Annotated in this window: 19 protein-coding genes; 16 read left to right on the plus strand and 3 right to left on the minus strand. The window is 48.9% G+C overall.

All coding sequences use genetic code 11. From position 1 onward, the window contains the following. The first annotated feature begins 392 nt into the window (after positions 1–392). The 4 genes from N0M98_RS24425 to N0M98_RS24440 are packed head-to-tail and all read left to right on the plus strand — an operon-like array spanning position 393 to position 2,198. On the plus strand, positions 393–560 hold the full coding sequence (locus N0M98_RS24425) for a hypothetical protein (protein ID WP_249863050.1): 168 nt from the start codon (positions 393–395) through the stop codon (positions 558–560). Then, positions 557–1,510 (plus strand): phosphotransferase family protein, encoded by a 954-nt coding sequence (locus N0M98_RS24430; RefSeq protein ID WP_259619448.1) that lies wholly within the window; start codon positions 557–559, stop codon positions 1,508–1,510. The genes N0M98_RS24425 and N0M98_RS24430 overlap by 4 nt, the downstream gene beginning before the upstream one ends. Before the next feature lie 2 nt (positions 1,511–1,512). Continuing rightward, complete coding sequence (locus tag N0M98_RS24435; RefSeq protein ID WP_259619449.1) at positions 1,513–1,695, plus strand: hypothetical protein; 183 nt, start codon at positions 1,513–1,515, stop codon at positions 1,693–1,695. A 32-nt stretch (positions 1,696–1,727) separates the two neighbouring features. Continuing rightward, positions 1,728–2,198 (plus strand): NUDIX domain-containing protein, encoded by a 471-nt coding sequence (locus N0M98_RS24440; protein ID WP_249863052.1) that lies wholly within the window; start codon positions 1,728–1,730, stop codon positions 2,196–2,198. Between the two features lie 11 nt (positions 2,199–2,209). On the opposite strand, the gene N0M98_RS24445 is transcribed toward N0M98_RS24440, so the two are convergent. Continuing rightward, positions 2,210–2,377 (minus strand): hypothetical protein, encoded by a 168-nt coding sequence (locus tag N0M98_RS24445; protein WP_249863053.1) that lies wholly within the window; start codon positions 2,375–2,377, stop codon positions 2,210–2,212. A 231-nt stretch (positions 2,378–2,608) separates the two neighbouring features. Here N0M98_RS24445 and N0M98_RS24450 point away from each other — a divergent pair, with 231 nt between their 5' ends. The 7 genes from N0M98_RS24450 to N0M98_RS24480 all read left to right on the plus strand — a co-directional run bounded on the left by N0M98_RS24450 (position 2,609) and on the right by N0M98_RS24480 (position 7,970). Continuing rightward, positions 2,609–3,382, plus strand: coding sequence for a glycosyltransferase (locus N0M98_RS24450; protein WP_259619450.1), 774 nt, complete (start codon positions 2,609–2,611; stop codon positions 3,380–3,382). Beyond that, positions 3,379–3,741: an EamA family transporter gene (locus N0M98_RS24455; protein WP_259619451.1), complete on the plus strand. Its 363-nt coding sequence runs from the start codon at positions 3,379–3,381 to the stop codon at positions 3,739–3,741. Before N0M98_RS24450 ends, N0M98_RS24455 begins: the two co-directional genes overlap by 4 nt. Further along, entirely contained in the window at positions 3,725–5,185 is a 1,461-nt protein-coding gene (locus N0M98_RS24460) for an ArnT family glycosyltransferase (RefSeq protein ID WP_259619452.1), read from the plus strand. Before N0M98_RS24455 ends, N0M98_RS24460 begins: the two co-directional genes overlap by 17 nt. 348 nt (positions 5,186–5,533) lie before the next feature. After that, positions 5,534–6,070, plus strand: a complete 537-nt coding sequence (locus N0M98_RS24465; protein WP_259619453.1) for a DinB family protein — start codon at positions 5,534–5,536, stop codon at positions 6,068–6,070. Positions 6,071–6,083: 13 nt separating this feature from the next. Next, complete coding sequence (locus N0M98_RS24470; protein WP_259619454.1) at positions 6,084–6,911, plus strand: HAD family hydrolase; 828 nt, start codon at positions 6,084–6,086, stop codon at positions 6,909–6,911. Positions 6,912–7,321: 410 nt separating this feature from the next. After that, on the plus strand, positions 7,322–7,567 hold the full coding sequence (locus N0M98_RS24475) for a DUF7667 family protein (protein WP_249863059.1): 246 nt from the start codon (positions 7,322–7,324) through the stop codon (positions 7,565–7,567). Between the two features lie 127 nt (positions 7,568–7,694). Next, on the plus strand, positions 7,695–7,970 hold the full coding sequence (locus N0M98_RS24480; protein WP_259619455.1) for a hypothetical protein: 276 nt from the start codon (positions 7,695–7,697) through the stop codon (positions 7,968–7,970). 72 nt (positions 7,971–8,042) lie between these two features. Here N0M98_RS24480 and N0M98_RS24485 read toward each other — a convergent pair whose 3' ends face one another. Further along, complete coding sequence (locus N0M98_RS24485; RefSeq protein ID WP_259619456.1) at positions 8,043–8,939, minus strand: phosphotransferase; 897 nt, start codon at positions 8,937–8,939, stop codon at positions 8,043–8,045. A gap of 315 nt (positions 8,940–9,254) precedes the next feature. On the opposite strand from N0M98_RS24485, the gene N0M98_RS33785 reads away from it, so the two are divergent. The 3 genes from N0M98_RS33785 to N0M98_RS24500 all read left to right on the plus strand — a co-directional run bounded on the left by N0M98_RS33785 (position 9,255) and on the right by N0M98_RS24500 (position 12,853). Next, positions 9,255–9,515, plus strand: a complete 261-nt coding sequence (locus N0M98_RS33785; RefSeq protein ID WP_310944415.1) for an SRPBCC domain-containing protein — start codon at positions 9,255–9,257, stop codon at positions 9,513–9,515. Positions 9,516–10,013: 498 nt separating this feature from the next. Continuing rightward, the gene (locus N0M98_RS24495) at positions 10,014–10,961 is read left to right on the plus strand and encodes an aminoglycoside phosphotransferase family protein (RefSeq protein ID WP_259619457.1); all 948 of its coding nucleotides are present in this window, start codon (positions 10,014–10,016) and stop codon (positions 10,959–10,961) included. Between the two features lie 509 nt (positions 10,962–11,470). Continuing rightward, a complete protein-coding gene (locus tag N0M98_RS24500; protein WP_259619458.1) occupies positions 11,471–12,853 on the plus strand; it encodes an FAD-binding oxidoreductase in 1,383 nt (460 codons plus the stop codon). A gap of 408 nt (positions 12,854–13,261) precedes the next feature. On the opposite strand, the gene N0M98_RS24505 is transcribed toward N0M98_RS24500, so the two are convergent. Continuing rightward, complete coding sequence (locus N0M98_RS24505) at positions 13,262–13,732, minus strand: SRPBCC family protein (RefSeq protein WP_259619459.1); 471 nt, start codon at positions 13,730–13,732, stop codon at positions 13,262–13,264. Positions 13,733–14,036: 304 nt separating this feature from the next. Here N0M98_RS24505 and N0M98_RS24510 point away from each other — a divergent pair, with 304 nt between their 5' ends. Beyond that, complete coding sequence (locus N0M98_RS24510) at positions 14,037–15,017, plus strand: serine hydrolase domain-containing protein (protein ID WP_259619460.1); 981 nt, start codon at positions 14,037–14,039, stop codon at positions 15,015–15,017. A 135-nt stretch (positions 15,018–15,152) separates the two neighbouring features. Beyond that, positions 15,153–15,500 carry a YciI family protein gene (locus N0M98_RS24515; protein ID WP_249863066.1) on the plus strand — a complete coding sequence of 116 codons (348 nt, stop codon included), beginning with the start codon at positions 15,153–15,155 and terminating at the stop codon, positions 15,498–15,500. Positions 15,501–15,503: the final 3 nt, after the last annotated feature.

Genomic DNA, 15,503 nt, shown 5'->3' on the forward strand with positions numbered 1-15,503 from the left:
TCCCAGAGGAAGGGTTAGACGCCGATCCAGCTTAGGCTGGATGCGGACGGAATAAGCTTCAGAGCATCACGTCACTACCCTGGAAATTACTCTTGGTACCCCATTTCCATTGTCTGTGGTGCCGCGTAGCGGCATGGATGGCTTTTGGGGGATTTGTTTCTGTCGGGTTAAGGACGGGCGAGAACGGATCGTGAAATGTATGGATACAGGATTTGTTCAAGAGTCAGGCAAGCTCTGCGGGGAGCCTGCTTCAAGGGGAAAGAGGCTGCATGGCACAGCGCATCGCTCAATGAACCTATGGGCCAACATTTGCGCTACGAATAAGCAAGTCTACTCTATTGCCAAAACTATGGTACTATATACATAAATATATAGATTAAGGAAGTGAACCGATGTCTTTTTCCATAATGAGCGCATTTTCTCAAATTATGTTTGTTTTGTACGCCTTATTTCTGCTGCTCGGGCTGTACTGCTTGTATTTATTTATCAAGCTGGCGACTAAAGGCATTGCGGCGCTGGATATTTATCTCGATGAAAAACGGAATGGAAGGCGGCCATGAACGGCCGTCATCCCGCGTTGTCCGATCGGGCTCTAAGATGGGCTGCCGATGCCCTACACCCTGAGGCGGAGGTGCTGTCGGTTCAACAGCTTCACGGCGGGATTTCTTCGTTAGTCCATGGGATAGAGCTAAGCTTCGGGGGGGCGAGGCGGCATGTCGTGCTGCGGCAGTTCGATAACGAGGAGTGGGTGCGGGAGCAGCCCGATCTCGCGCTTCGCGAAGCGGAGAGCTTGCTCCGGGCATCGCAGGCCGAAGGCGTGCAGACGCCGAGGCTTGTCGCCCGCGACGCAACCGGAAACGGCTGCGGCAGACCGGCGGTGCTGATGACGATGCTGGAAGGAAGCGTCGTCCTGGAACCGGCCGATACCGGTCGCTGGGTGGACGGCATGGCCGAAGCGCTGGCGCGGGTTCACAAGATCGAAGCCGGCGATTTCCGGTGGACGTTCGCCCCATATTGCGACGCTTCCTCTCTGGATACGTCGTCATGGTCGGCTATCCCCGACCAATGGCAGTCGGCGGCCGATTGGTTGGCACAATCCCGGCCTTCCTTCACGCCGCGCTTCATTCACCGGGATTATCATCCGGCTAATATACTATGGGATAACGGAGCAGTAAGCGGCATTGTCGATTGGGTTAACGGCTGCGTCGGCCCCGCCGGCATTGATGTCGGCCACTGCCGCGTGAATTTGGCCCAATTGCATGATGTAGAGACGGCGGACGCATTGTTGTCCTCATACCGGCGTTACGCCGGAGCGTCCTTCGATTACGCCCCGTATTGGGACCTGGTCGCCATGATCGACTTCGCTTATTGGCCGCCGGAGGTATATGCCGGTTGGACGGCTCTAGGCGTCAGCGGCTTAACGAGAGAGATTATGTGCGAGCGGCTGGATCGTTACTTATTGAGCTTATTGGATCGCATTTCGCTGCATGATGGCGGAAGGAGGGGGTAAAGATGTATGCACTCGGGAAAATAGCGAATTTTTTCTTTTATTTATCTCCATGGGCCATTGTGTATTTGTTATATCGCTTATTGAAAGTACACGAGTCCAGAACAAGAACGGAAGAGGAGCTGCACCGAAAGCTGGAGGAATTGACGAAACAAGTGGCCGAATTGAAAACACAAGGGAACGCTTAATAGCGTTGCCCAGGGCTTAACGGGAGAGAGGAATGGGAAGTATGGCGGCGCATAACGGAACGGTATTAGTGGCAAGTGTTTCGATCATTCAAGACGGCAAGATGCTCGTGATCCGGGAAGGCAAGCCTGCCGTAAGGTACCAATGGAATTTGCCGTCCGGAAGAATCGAACCGGGAGAAGACATTCCGGATGCCGCCCGCAGAGAAGCGAAGGAAGAGACAGGGTATGAGGTCGAGCTGACGGGTACGACGGGTATTTACCATTTTCAGGCGGCTTCCGGCGCGTATGTGATTTTATTCCATTTTACCGGTGAAATCATCGGCGGCTCTTTGCAGCTGGAAGAGGGGATGCTCGATTGCAAATGGATAACGGCTGCGGATTTGCTTGCTTCGGATTGCCGCGGATATCGCGAGCCTGCATTAATGAAGCAACTATGCGAAAGCCTTCTTCATGGAAAAATGCATTCATTGGATCTGTATTATCCTGTCATCAGGCAGGCTTAGCGGGGAGGCTCTCACATTTCGTTCAAACGGATCGGCCGCTCGATTTCGGCGTAATTTTCTTCAATATCTCTTGTAATGGATTCTAGAATATGCAGCGCTTCCTTCTGCTTCTGTTCATCCGCGATCGCTCGAATCAATGTTTGAAGATGATCGAGCCTTGTTTTGGTGACGAATCTCATTCTATCATCCCTTTGCTTTGTTGAGAGAGGCTGTGCGCCTTTCCGTACTATATCATTCGAATCGGACAAGCTCTTTGAGGGCCGGTTTCCTTGCGGAAGCCGGTCTTTTTGCCGTCGAATTCAATAATGGCTCATGGAACGCAGACAACCCGAATAAATTGAGTATAGGGACGGCCCGCGCAGCTCGCGTCAACACCCTTGGGGCGGAAGCGAAGGAGAGGTGTCACGACCATGAAACGAAACGTCATTATCGGTTTGCCGGCTTACAATGAAGGCCGCGTCTTGCCCGCTTTATTGGCAAAGCTGGAGGCGCTGAGACCGCTGCTGGACGATTCGATGCTCATCCTTGTCGTCGATGACGGGAGCACGGATCATACGGATGCGATTTTGCGGCAGTATTCCCATTATAACCCAGACATGGACTACATAACCCATACGATCAACCGCGGCTTGGGCGAAGCGGTCAATTCGCTGCTGCAGTATGCGGTATTCCGCTATGATCCCTCAGATATTCTCATTACGCTGGATGCGGACAATACGCATAGTCCCGGCATCATTCCCGATTTGATCGGCAAGCTTGTCGGCGAAGAGCTGGATGTGGTCATCGCTTCGCGTTTTGCTTCCGGCGGCCGCGAAGTCGGTTTGGCGCTGCACCGCAAGCTGCTGAGCCGGGGGGCGAGGCTGTTCTTCAGGCTGTTTTTTCCAATTGCGAATGTAAGCGACTACTCCAGCGGCTTTCGCTGCTACAGCATCGGTTTCCTGCAGAGAGCGATGACTCATTATGAGGGAAGCATCATTACGAGCGGCGGCTTCGAATGCATGGCCGAGATGATGGCGCGATTCAGTCAAATCGGCGTGAAGGCGGGGGAATATCCGCTTGTTCTCCAATACGATCTGAAGGAAACGAAGAGCAAGATGCGGATCGGCAGAACGATTCTCGGCTACTTGCGCTTGCTTGGCAAAGTGAAGTTCCAAAAAAAATGGAGTAAAGGACATACGGCATGAAAATTTGGATGTTGATCGTCGCCTCGGTGCTGCTCGGTTCCGTAGGACAGGTTATATTAAAGCTCGGAGCGGGCAGATTAGGATCGTTCGGATTAACGGTCCATACGATGCCTGCGGACATGGTTCGTTTGGCCAAAACGCCCGAAATTTGGATGGGTCTGCTGCTGTTCGGAGCAAGCTTCCTGCTCTGGGTCAAGGTGCTGACGCGTGCGGAGCTTAGCTACGCTTATCCGATGGCAGGGCTTGGCTATGTCAACGTAGCTCTGTTGTCTTACTTTTTGTTCGGGGAAACGTTCACGTGGAATAAGCTGCTCGGAATAGTCATTATTGTGCTCGGCATTATTGTCATTAACAAGTGAGGGGGGAGAAGCTATTTCCGCCGAAAAAATGTCCCGTGTTAGCCGCGCGGTCGTTACTATACTGCTGCTTGCCTTCATTACGGCTATTCGCCTGCCTTACATCGCGAATTCTCCTTATGAATACGATTCGTGGCGGCAATCCGATACGGAATCGATCGCCTTGAATTTTATCGAGCACCGTATGAACATCTTTTTCCCGCAGCTTAATTACGACGGGCCGCTGCCGAACTACGTTCAGCTGGAATTTCAAATGACGACCTGGTTGATCGCTTGGCTGTATCGCTGGTTCGGGCATGACTATGCATTGGCGCGGGCGGTGCCTATCGGTTTTTTTGTCATATCGGCGTATGCTTTGCTGCTTATTGCCAGGAGGTATGTTACGGATCGCACGGCATGGACGGCGGTGCTGCTCTACGGCATCATGCCGGTGACGATCCTGTATTCCCGAGCGATTATGCCGGAATCGGCGGCGCTGTGCTGCATGCTGGGGGCGTACTGGCTGTTCGTCAAAGGAGTGGAAGAGAGCAAGCGGGGGCTGGTCGTGCTGTCGGGAGTATTTATGGCGCTGGCCATTGCGGAGAAAATCCCCGCAGTGTTCACAGGCATCCCGCTGATTGCCGTCGCAGTTCAAGCATACAAGCATCGTTTGTTTGTCCGTACGGAGCTATGGATTTTTGCAGCTATTGCGCTGGGGTTCCCGTTCCTTTATTTTCAGTGGTTAAGCACGGTGGCGGAATTTCCGTTTGTGACGGGTATCGCAACGAAGCATATTTGGCCTCATCTGCTGGAAAGCTTCCGCTCGAACGAGGCGCTGCAATTTTTCCGTACGAATCTGCCCAGCACGTTCACTTGGTGCGGCATCGGATTATTCGTCATCGGGCTGTTATGCTTGGACTGGCGTCGGCATTGGTCTCTCGGCGTATGGGCGATCGCTATGCTGCTGGAGCTTGCCGTCATCGTGGCGACGATCCGGTTCGACTATTATTTGATTCTGACCGCTCCGGTAGCGGCGCTGCTCGGGGCGCAGGCGCTGGCGCGCATCGGCCGGTGGCGGGTAGGGAAGGCTGCCGCCGCCGCGGTCATTTTGGCGATAGGCTGCCAGAGCTATGCGATTGCCGTCCCTTTATTGCAGGGGCAGCAGACCGTGCTTATGCAGCAGGCCGCATGGGTTCAAAGGTATACGCCCAAGAATGCGCTGGTAGTCGTGGGTACGGACGATCCGTCATTGCTTAATGCCAGCCGCCGCATCGGCTGGAGAACGGGCTCATTGTTGCCCGACGATCCCGTGAAGGAACTGAATGCATTCATCGCGGACGGGGCGCGTTACTTTATTCCGCTACAAGGTCATATTGACGGAGACGACGGAAGGCTCGCCGCCTACTTGAACGAACGATTTCAACGCATTGAAATTCCGGGAGGCTACTCGATCTATAAGCTGCAGTAGCATAGTTGGAAAAAAGAGGGATTGGCGGGCGGAGGTAGAACATGTAAGGACGGGCTTCTCTGAAAGTCCGGTGAAAAAGTGGCCGGAGAGCCGATAGAGCGTTGGAACAGCATGAGCGGTCGCCTTTGCAGATGGCTTTTCACCGCTTCAGCGATTCAATATGGAAAAAATTACCATAGACCACGGGCCACGAATCAATCGCCACACCCTCTAAGAAAGGGGGCTTAGCGTGGAAGATTCGGCTGCTTTTCAGCTGGAGGATCATATGCAGGTTCGGCAAATATCGCTCGGCGCGATGATTTTTTTCCTATGAACGGATAATCTGGCGAAGAAGCGGGGGGATGACCAATGGATAAGGACAAGCTGTTTCTAATTACGGAGCTGGAAGGGTTTGCGCCCGAAATCGGCCGGCTGGTCTCCATGATGAATTATGCGAGATATACGACATTGGCTACGGTGCAGGGGTTGTCGATGCGGCAGCTGGATTATGTGCATGATGCGAACAGCAATTCGATCGGAGCTCTTCTGCTTCATATGGCTGCGGTAGAGCTGGGGTATCAGCTGGAAACATTTTACGGCCGCGAACCGAACGCAGAGGAAATCGAGAAATGGCAAGCTCCGTTTGATCTGGGAGATTTGGGACGCGAACAGATTCGGGGCAAAGAGCTGGAGTACTATCTCCATGAACTTAGCGAAATGCGCAAGGTGACATTGGAGGAGTTCAGACGTAGGGACGACAGCTGGCTCTACGAGGAGACGCCGTTCTGGCGAGATAAGCCGGCCAACAATTATTTCAAATGGTTTCATGTGTTCGAGGATGAAATAAACCATCGGGGGCAAATCCGGTGGCTGCGTCAAAGGGCCATACAATATGAACCGGAATAGGGGGGATTTTGCCATGAATACGATTCGCGCGGTGGTGCTGGATTTGGACGGCACGCTGCTGAATTCGGCAAAAGAAGTATCGGCGCACAGCAGAAGGGCGGTGCTGGACTGCTGCGCCCGCGGACATGCTATCATCATCGCCACGGCCCGGCCGCCTCGCTCCGTCCGTGAGCTGTTGCCCCGCGAGCTGCAGCAGCTCGGTTATTGGATCTGTTATAACGGCGGAGTGGTGACCGATCGCGGCGCGGTTCCGCTGCATGTCGCATATATTCCGAACGATACCGTTCAATCCGTTTACCGGTATATGGAACTTCATGATAGAGGCAGTTATGTAACCTTCGAATCCGGCGATGAGATGTGGAGCTTCAGGGAGCTGAATGAAGACGAAGAGAAAACGCTGGGCATTCCGGCAGGCGCTCCCAAACCGAGGGTGATGACGGAAGGGCATATGGCGGAGCGGCCTATAACGAAGCTGCTGATTTCTAACGGGAACGGCATCTATGAAGCGCTAGTCAGGCAGTTCGGTTCGGAAGTGAATATGATCTTGACGGATAACCGGCAGCTGATTCAAATTATGCCCGTTTCCGTATCGAAAGCGTACGGTCTGCGTATCGCGCTGGAGCGGCTCGGAATTACCGCGGATCAGGCGATGGCGTTCGGTGACGATTATAACGATCTTGCATTGTTCGAGCATTGCGGCTATCCGGTTGCGATGGGCAATGCCGTCCGCGAGCTGCAAGCCATCGCCCGTACGGTTACATTAACGAACGACGAAGACGGGGTTGCCGTCGTGCTGGAGCAGCTACCGGGACTAGGCGGCCTGCGCTCCCCGGCGGGTTAACCGCAGACGTGTCGTGCTGTATTCGTGGCCTGCGGTCGATAGCGATTTAAGCGGGAAAAATCCGTCTACAAAGGCGTACGCTGACGTTTTTCAGATTCAATGACCCCTCCGCTCGTAATTCATCCTGCTTCTGGTGCTCTGCCAGGACCCCCGGAAACTGCTGCTCGGCTCTCGCCGCATCTCATTGTCGACCCGTCATTCAAGCGCGTTTCGTTATCCTTGGATGGGGACGGCCTCACAGTCCGGTCGTTACCGAAATTCTGCGAGGTCCGCCCGCTTCCCGGTTGGTCTCGCCCGTCTTCGGCGGCAAGCGGGAATGCCGTCCGCCTCACGATGTCTAAAGCATCCGATTGCTGCCCATAATGGATAGTAATACATAATGAGTTATAGACAGACGGGAGGAATGGACGATGCTATCCGTACACTGGAGACTGGCTGAGCTGTGGACGCTTCAACAAAAACGCAAGTTAACCGAAGATGAGGAGTCGGAAATGACGGCTTGTTTGCATTACAATGCGATCTACGCGAGGAAGCTGTCCGGCTTGTACAATTTGTCGCTTGCTGCATCCATGATCAACGATGCTGAATGGCAGCATGAAATTTGTCAACGGATCGAGAAGCTGGAAAGCCAAGGGGTATCCCCCGAATTTAAATAGACTTAATCACAACCGTACGCCAAACGCTCCGGACCGAAATCTACTGCTTGCTGCTTGACTATGATAGAGGGAAAAACGTACAATCAAAATAAACTGATCCCAAATCATGGAAGAAGGGGCTGGTACGGTGAAGAAAACGGTCATTCAGTCGGTGATATTCTCGGTTATCGTCACCGTCTGTTATTATGCGGTGCACATCGGAGCAGGCATGTACCAAACGATGACGTATGTTCCCAATATCGTGACGCAGTATGAATCCGCTCATACGCTGCAAAGCGAGGTTTCTTTCGGCGCCTCGGCTTCCTCATTAACCGAAGCGCAGCGAGCTTTGCTCCTGGCGGCAGCGAGCATGCTGGTGTTTGCAGGAGGCAAGCTTCTGTATCTTCGCATCAAAATGAGATAACCCCCGTAGCCTCAAGAATATGATATATGTCTAAAAATTCTTTCACATCACAAGTTTGGAATGCCAGAACATTTATACAATTTCCCGGTATAGATGCTCTACATCCTTCAGCAGACCAGGTATCCAAGTCTCTGATTCAGGGATTATATCCGTACCTCCGTAAACAAGCCAACGCAATGTCTTAATCAGCCAACATAAACCGCCTGTTCGCAATTGCCAGTTCAGATGATCCATTTGAAGATCAGTTACTTCAAGGTATGCTGAAATCATTTCTTCTCTTGATAGATTACTCCAAGCGCGCGCTTCCGTAATCAAGCAATATAGGTCACCAAGATGAGGACTTAGATATGCTATGGACCAATCGATCGGCATTATCCCATTGTCTTGAATCAAAAGGTTCTTTGCATGATAATCATGATGCACTATTGAGGTTGGTACCATTCGATACAGTCTTTCTAAATGACGAGGCAACACCTTCTTGAGCTTCAATAAAACTTTGGTTTCTGCTAACTTTTTCGATTTCAACAGATCATTGAGCAGTTCCAGAAAGTTTTCCATTGAAACGGAGTAAGTGTCAATGACCTTCTTAGGGAGCCTTTCTAAGCTCGCAGTTGCGCTCACTCTTAGTCTTGCCAGTTCCCTTGACGCCTCAAGAAAATGAGCAGGTTGCGGTTGCTGTTCCAAATTGTTATCACCCGCATCCTCCATGATCATTACTCCGCTGTCCCTCAATTGAACAAATTCAAAAATCTGCGGGGCTTTGATTTGTAAAGGATGCACTAAATTTCGGTAAATCTCGGCCTCTCCCGCCATCTCATTCCCGCCCCATTTAATTATGCGTGTTTCACCTGTTGCGAACGTAACTCTGTAGACTTCTGAAAGAGCCCATTTCCTTAATAGAGCCCATTCTGCAACCTCATTCAGCAACGGAATCTTTGAACAATAATCTGAAAAACGTGTTGGAATCATTCCAGAAGCCCTCCCGCATCTTATTCTTACGATACATATTCTTACATATATGGTGAAAAAGATATAGACTTATAATTCTCCGTTTGGTACGATGTTGAATAAGGTCTTGGAAAATTTCAGGACTCTTTTTTATTTTTACGTAAACAGTGAAGGTCATACCGCAACGGATGGCCTTCAATTTGTCGGTTACAATAGCGAATCGATTTTGTTGATATGTTTCCGAAGGATACCTCTATATTGCGATACAAGTATTCCTTGACTGGAATATTCCTTTTGGAGTATATTTTGAACAGGGTTATACGGAGAAATGGAGGAATGGATATGACAGTGAATTCGGAAGGCAAGGAATTAGTTATAACACGTGTACTCCATGCGCCGCGCGAGCTTGTATTCAAAGCATGGTCCGAGGTCGAGCATTTGAAGCGATGGTGGGGACCGAAAGGATTTGAAATAAGTGTTGCGCAATTGGATTTCCGTCCGGGCGGTTTTTTCCACTACAACATGCAATCTCCTGATGGTAATCAAATGTGGGGTAAAGCTGGAAATACGCAATGCGGTAACCTTGAGCGAAAATAACGGTATTACCACTATGACCTTGCGCAGCGGGCCGATCAACGCAACCGAGGAAGAGAGAAGCTTTTTTGAAGGCATGCTCGAATCAATGCAGGAGGGCTTCGGAGGAACTTTCGATCAGCTCGAAAAATATTTGGTAATGCAGCATTGAAGCGGTAAAGAGTATTGTCGCAGAACTCTAAAAGGATATATCCTCAGAGGCCAGGGTTATCGAAAGAGTAGGGGAGAGCGATATGACCGAAACAAGGATTGAAGAGCTTGCTAAATAAGAAACCCGTAAGTTTTCCGGGGTCAGATATACGCAGAGATGAGACGGTAAGAGAGCTTCTTGCAGAGATCTGAAAAATATGTTCGAATCCTGAGCTTTTACCATGACATGATACAATTTATTCACCAAGGAGAGGTCATTATCGACTTCTCTTTCTTTTGGGTGGAAACAGTTATACAAATCTAACATCGACTTCATCTCAGTTAGAAAAATTAGAGAAAGAAGGGTTAAGCATGAGTGATTCCATTAATCAGTATGAACGATTTCGCAACTCCATTCCTCTACTAGGAAACAGTGCAAAGCTTGAACAAATTCACAAGGGATACTCAAGTGATGATAAGTACATCGTACATGATAGCAATGGCCGCCCCCAATACATATTAAGAACCTACAGCATTGATCAAGATAAAAACAAGAAATTGGAATTTAGCAGACTGAAGATGATGGAAAAGCATGATGTGAAATGCTCCAGACCTATTGAAATTGGGGTTCTTCCTGAACAAGGACTCGGTTACATGATCGTCTCATTCATTGAGGGAAATGAAGCGTCAGAAGAGCTGCTTCTTTTAACGGAAGAAGAGCAGTTCAACATTGGTGTTCAATCGGGCTTGGAATTAAAGAAGATCCATCAGGTTATCTGTCCTGATAACATTAAGTCTTGGGATGAAAGAATGAGAGCTAAGCATCATCGATACCGAATGGAGTATACCAAATGCGGAGTTGAGATAAATAACGAAGAGAAGTTGTTATCCTTTATTGATGACAAACTGTACTTAATGAAGGATAGGCCCAATATTTTTCAACATGATGATTACCATATTGGAAATCTTATCGTTAACGATGGGAAGCTTTCAGGTATCATTGATTTCAACAGGTACGACTGGGGAGATCCTATCCATGAGTTTGTGAAAGTCGGTATTTTTAGTGCAGAAGTCAGTGTGCCTTTTTCAGTCGGTCAAATCCAGGGATACAATAATTACAGTGAACCTGGCGGTGAGTTCTGGCAACTTTATTCACTCTATCTAGCCATGACTCTGATCTCATCCGTCGTATGGATCTTGAAGGTAAAACCGGATGAGTTAGATTCAATGTTGATGAAGATCCACAAGGTAATGGATGATCATAACAACTTTGAGGTAACTGTCCCTAAGTGGTACAGTCAGTATCAAGTTAATGTTTGACTGGGCACTTTGACCAAGAGCAGTTCAAATAGTTACAAAGAAAAGGCCATCTCAAAGGATGGCCTTAAAAACTTGCCGTTACTGACAGCGCGGAGAATCGTATCACAAATAGTGGTAAAGCGCAGAGTGGAATTAATGGTGAGTTTATAATAGCTCGCGAACTCAAGCGTAGTGATGGCGACTATCGGACGGCCTTTGCAAGCTACCAAATTAAAATGACATATTTTGTCACGGAGTGTCAGACCCTCGCTCTGACAACGATAAAAGATATGATCTTGGATTCCTGCTTTAAACTGAAATTATTTCAACTTATGCTTCGTTTCCCTGGCATACTGCGGGCTTCCATGAAGGGCAGTGTTAAAACGTTCAATGCAAAAGTAGCGTACATAAGTGACGCTGATTCGAACTATTTTACGACATAAACAAGGCGTTTGCCGCTACTAGGTCAAGTGTCCCTACATAAGCTGATGAGAAAGGATTATGCCATGGACAGGGACGGTGTAAAGTGGATGACACAAAATCGGAAAAAGACAGGCACACGATTAACCGGAAGAATCGTATTTCCAGGCAATCCGTCATATAATGCGGCCAGAATGGAGTACAATAGGCGTTTTTCCAAGTTTCCAAAAGTCATTGTTTTTTGCAGACGAACTCAGGATGTGATCAACGCAGTCAAATGGGCTCGTGAGCATGGCGTACGGCTGCGAGCGCGCAGCGGGCGGCACAGCTATGAAGGCTTTTCGACCGTAAACGGCGGTATTATTATCGATGTAAGCGAGATGAATAAGATTAAGGTGGATCGGAAAAATAGGGTGGCCCTCGTACAGACGGGAAATCCACTTGCCCGTGTGTACAAAAAGCTGTGGGATAAGCGTGTAGCACTTCCGGCTGGGACTGCGCCCGACGTAGGCTTAGCCGGGCTTACCCTGGGAGGCGGCATTGGACTGCTGTCCCGCAAATATGGACTTACGTGCGATAACTTGAAGCAAGTGAAAATGGTCGTAGCCTCGGGACGGTATGGGGCAAAGACGATTGTGGCAAACAGGAGGAAACATGCCGATTTATTGTGGGCATCACGAGGTGGCGGGGGAGGAAACTTTGGCATTGCTACAGCCTATACTTTTCGGGTTAGACCGATTTCAACGGTTTCTATATACAGCGTCACCTGGAAATGGGGCGATTTGGAGAAGGTGTTACCGGTTTGGCAGCGCTGGGCCCCGTCTGTCACGAACCGCTTAACCTCAACCATCGAGGTGGCTGCCAAGCAGGTGGGAACAATTGAATCTACCGGGCAATTGCTCGGCAGTGCTAAGGAGCTGCGTCGATTGATTAAACCCCTCTTGCGAGCAGGCACTCCAGTGAAGGTGCTAGTGAAGACGGTGCCTTTTATTGAAGCAACCCAATTTTTTGCCGAATCGGACCTGAATTTGGAGCCGAAATTTAAAATAAGCGGGGCTTACGGGTTCCACCCTCTGCCTCGTGAAGGAGTACGAATTATACGCGACTTTTTGTCCAAAGCGCCCAACAGGCATTCTACCGTGTGGTGTCAAAGCTTAGGTGGTGCAGGAAGCGCGGTGAGCCTGGTATCGCCTACTGCAACCGCTTATCCTCATCGGAAAGCTGAGACCATCTACGAACTGTCGGCACGCTGGAGGAGCAACGCGGAGCAGCAGCGGAATATTCAGTGGGTGAAAAGGTTCCGCAGAGCGTTACGTCCCTTTGTTAAGGGGGATTATGTGAACTTTCCCGATTTGCAGATTAAGAACTGGCCCAAGGCGTATTATGGCGTGAACTTTGGCAGACTGAAGCAGGTGAAACGAAAGTATGATCCTCATAATGTGTTTCGTTTTGCTCAGAGTATTCCAGTGGGGAAACGGGGCAGAAAAGGATAATACTCGCAACAGTAGTTGAAGCGACGGGGCTGACGGCGGCAGCTCCTTTCGAATTTTTCGCTGATACCCCCTTGAGGTGATCCCTGCCATAATGATGGCGGAATTTTAGGGGAGAAACCCGCAGGAGTCTGCGTTGACTATTGCTAATACGTTGCTCGACGCTTTCAGAAGAGGCAGCGCAAAATCTCTTGGCAAAGCCTCGGTTGCTAAGCGCCGAGCTTCGGTCATGGCATGGTGGTTCTCTAGAAGGGTGGTGAAAAAGTCCGCTGCGGCGTCCATTTGATCCTCCAATCGCTGTTGAAAACGGATTCTTTGGATTGTTTTTTCGTTTTTCTGTGGAGAGAATCCGTGTTCAAAGGCGAACGCTTACGCTTTTCCAGATTCAAATGGCCGCTCCGCTCTTTTTTACTAGGTTTCTATGCCGTGTTTATTGGCAATTTGCTCGCTTTGGTTGGGCCGGCCCTTACCCTTGGTGATCAAGTCGCGAAGACTGCCGCTTATGTAGATGCCCCAGGAGTCCGTACAGACGGCGTAGCACTCATACGCGGGAACGAGGCCTACGTGCGTAAATCGAACTTCCGTTTTGCCGTCTTTCTTGTCGATTTCAAAGACAATGTCAGTATCCTTCCACTCACTCTTGTCCTTTACGAAGTTAAAGTAGTTGTCTGTAATGTGCCAAACGACCTTTTTACCTGGAACAAGCTCGGTGATTTGGATGGTGCAGCGGTGAATATCTCGGTAGTGGTACTTAAATTTACCGAGTTCGTCGGTAGTGCCCTCAATTTCCTCTGACCACCATCCGCGAACGTTATTGATAGCGGCAAAGACTTCTTCGGGGCTTTGGTCTACCTTAAAAAAAGTGCTGTAACTTTGATTCATACAAGTTATCTCCCCTCGTTAATTGTTGACTACACACCGAGTATAAATTATGTACTTGTAAAACGCAAGTATAAACTTGCAAAATGCAAGTGTAAATTGTGTAATTATTCTCATGAAAAAGCGCGGGGGTATAACAATGCGGTATATGCGTAATGGCTAAGATGCGAGAGTATCCATTTCTAGTAGCAAGTCATTGAAATTTTACACAGATTCAAAAAGTTTAAAAAGACTATGGCAAAAAATTTTATATCATAATATGCTTTTCTTAGACATCGATGTACTTATATTTAAAAGGTGGAAAAGTATGAATAGAAGAATTGCAGATTTCGAAAGTCTTATTACAACCGACTACGGTAATATTGCTGGTATTGTGGTACTGCACGGCGGCGAAAAGGTATATGAAGGCTATTTTGACGGCTACACCGCCGACGATACCGTCCATATTGCATCGGTGACAAAAAGTGTTGTTTCTGCGCTGATTGGTATTGCCATTGATAAAGGCTATATTAAAAGCATAGATCAGAAAGTATTGGATTTTTTTCCCGACTACAAGGTCAAACGCGGCGAGAAGACGATACAGAATGTTACAATAAAAAATATGCTGACAATGACCGCACCGTATAAGTACAAGTCGGAGCCATATACAAAGGTTTATACAAGTGATGATTGGACTAAAGCTGCGCTGGACTTGTTGGGTGGTAAGGGCGGTCTTGGAGGGTTCAAGTATTCCACCATCGGCATACAGGTTATGTCGGGAATTCTCGCTAATGCAACAGGCCAACCGGTACGTGATTTTGCCACAGAAAATTTGTTTGAACCACTTGGCATCAAAACACCCCATAATACGATTATCCATTGCAAAGAGGAGTATTTTGCTTTCATTAAGGATAAATATGCTCGTGGTTGGGTGATAGATCCGAAAGGCACGAACACCGCCGGTTGGGGACTTACCTTAACGCCACGGGATATGACAAAAATTGGACAGCTATACTTAAATGGAGGCTTGTGGAACGGCAAGCAAATTCTATCCTCAAAATGGATTGAGGACAGCACCAAAGAAAACAGCCGAAGGGGAGAGTTGCCGTACGGTTATTTGTGGTGGATTATGGACAACAAGGGACATCGTTGTTACGCAGCTTTGGGTGATGGCGGAAATACGATTTTTGTAAATCTCGACAAGAAAATCGTAGTTGCAATCGCTTCACGATTTATGCGACGTGCGAAGAACAGAATTGAATTGATTGAAAAACATATTATACCGTTATTTATTAACAATAATCAGTGAGACAAAAAATTTTACAGTAAGGACTTCTTCCAAATTTAGAGAGTAAATAAAAAAATTCTTGTAATGTAGAAATCGGAATAGCGGATACGTCATTATAGTGAAACCAAATTCCAATTTAAAAGGAGGAGTTTTTGTATGAATTACACTTTGATGTTTTACGAGAGCCAGGAGGACTTTGCGGCCAGAACGGACCCAGCGCGACAACAACAATACTTGGCAGGCTGGACGCACTATGTGCATGCTTTGCGGCAGGCTGGAATTGTTGTGTTCGGTTCGGGGCTCTATGCTCCTGAGACAGCTGCTACAATGAAGCGGCGCAGCGGTGAGATGGCGGTTCAGGACGGACCGTTTCCCGAGACGAAAGAGCAGCTCGGCGGGATTTTCGTGATTGATGTTCCAGACTTTGACACTGCATTAGAGTGGGCTGCTCGAGGGCCTGTCGATACGGTTGAGGTCAGACAGAACATTCCCACGTTGAAGTGATCA

It is taken from the genome of Paenibacillus doosanensis (assembly GCF_025060755.1).
Taxonomy (GTDB): Bacteria; Bacillota; Bacilli; order Paenibacillales; family NBRC-103111; genus Paenibacillus_S; species Paenibacillus_S doosanensis.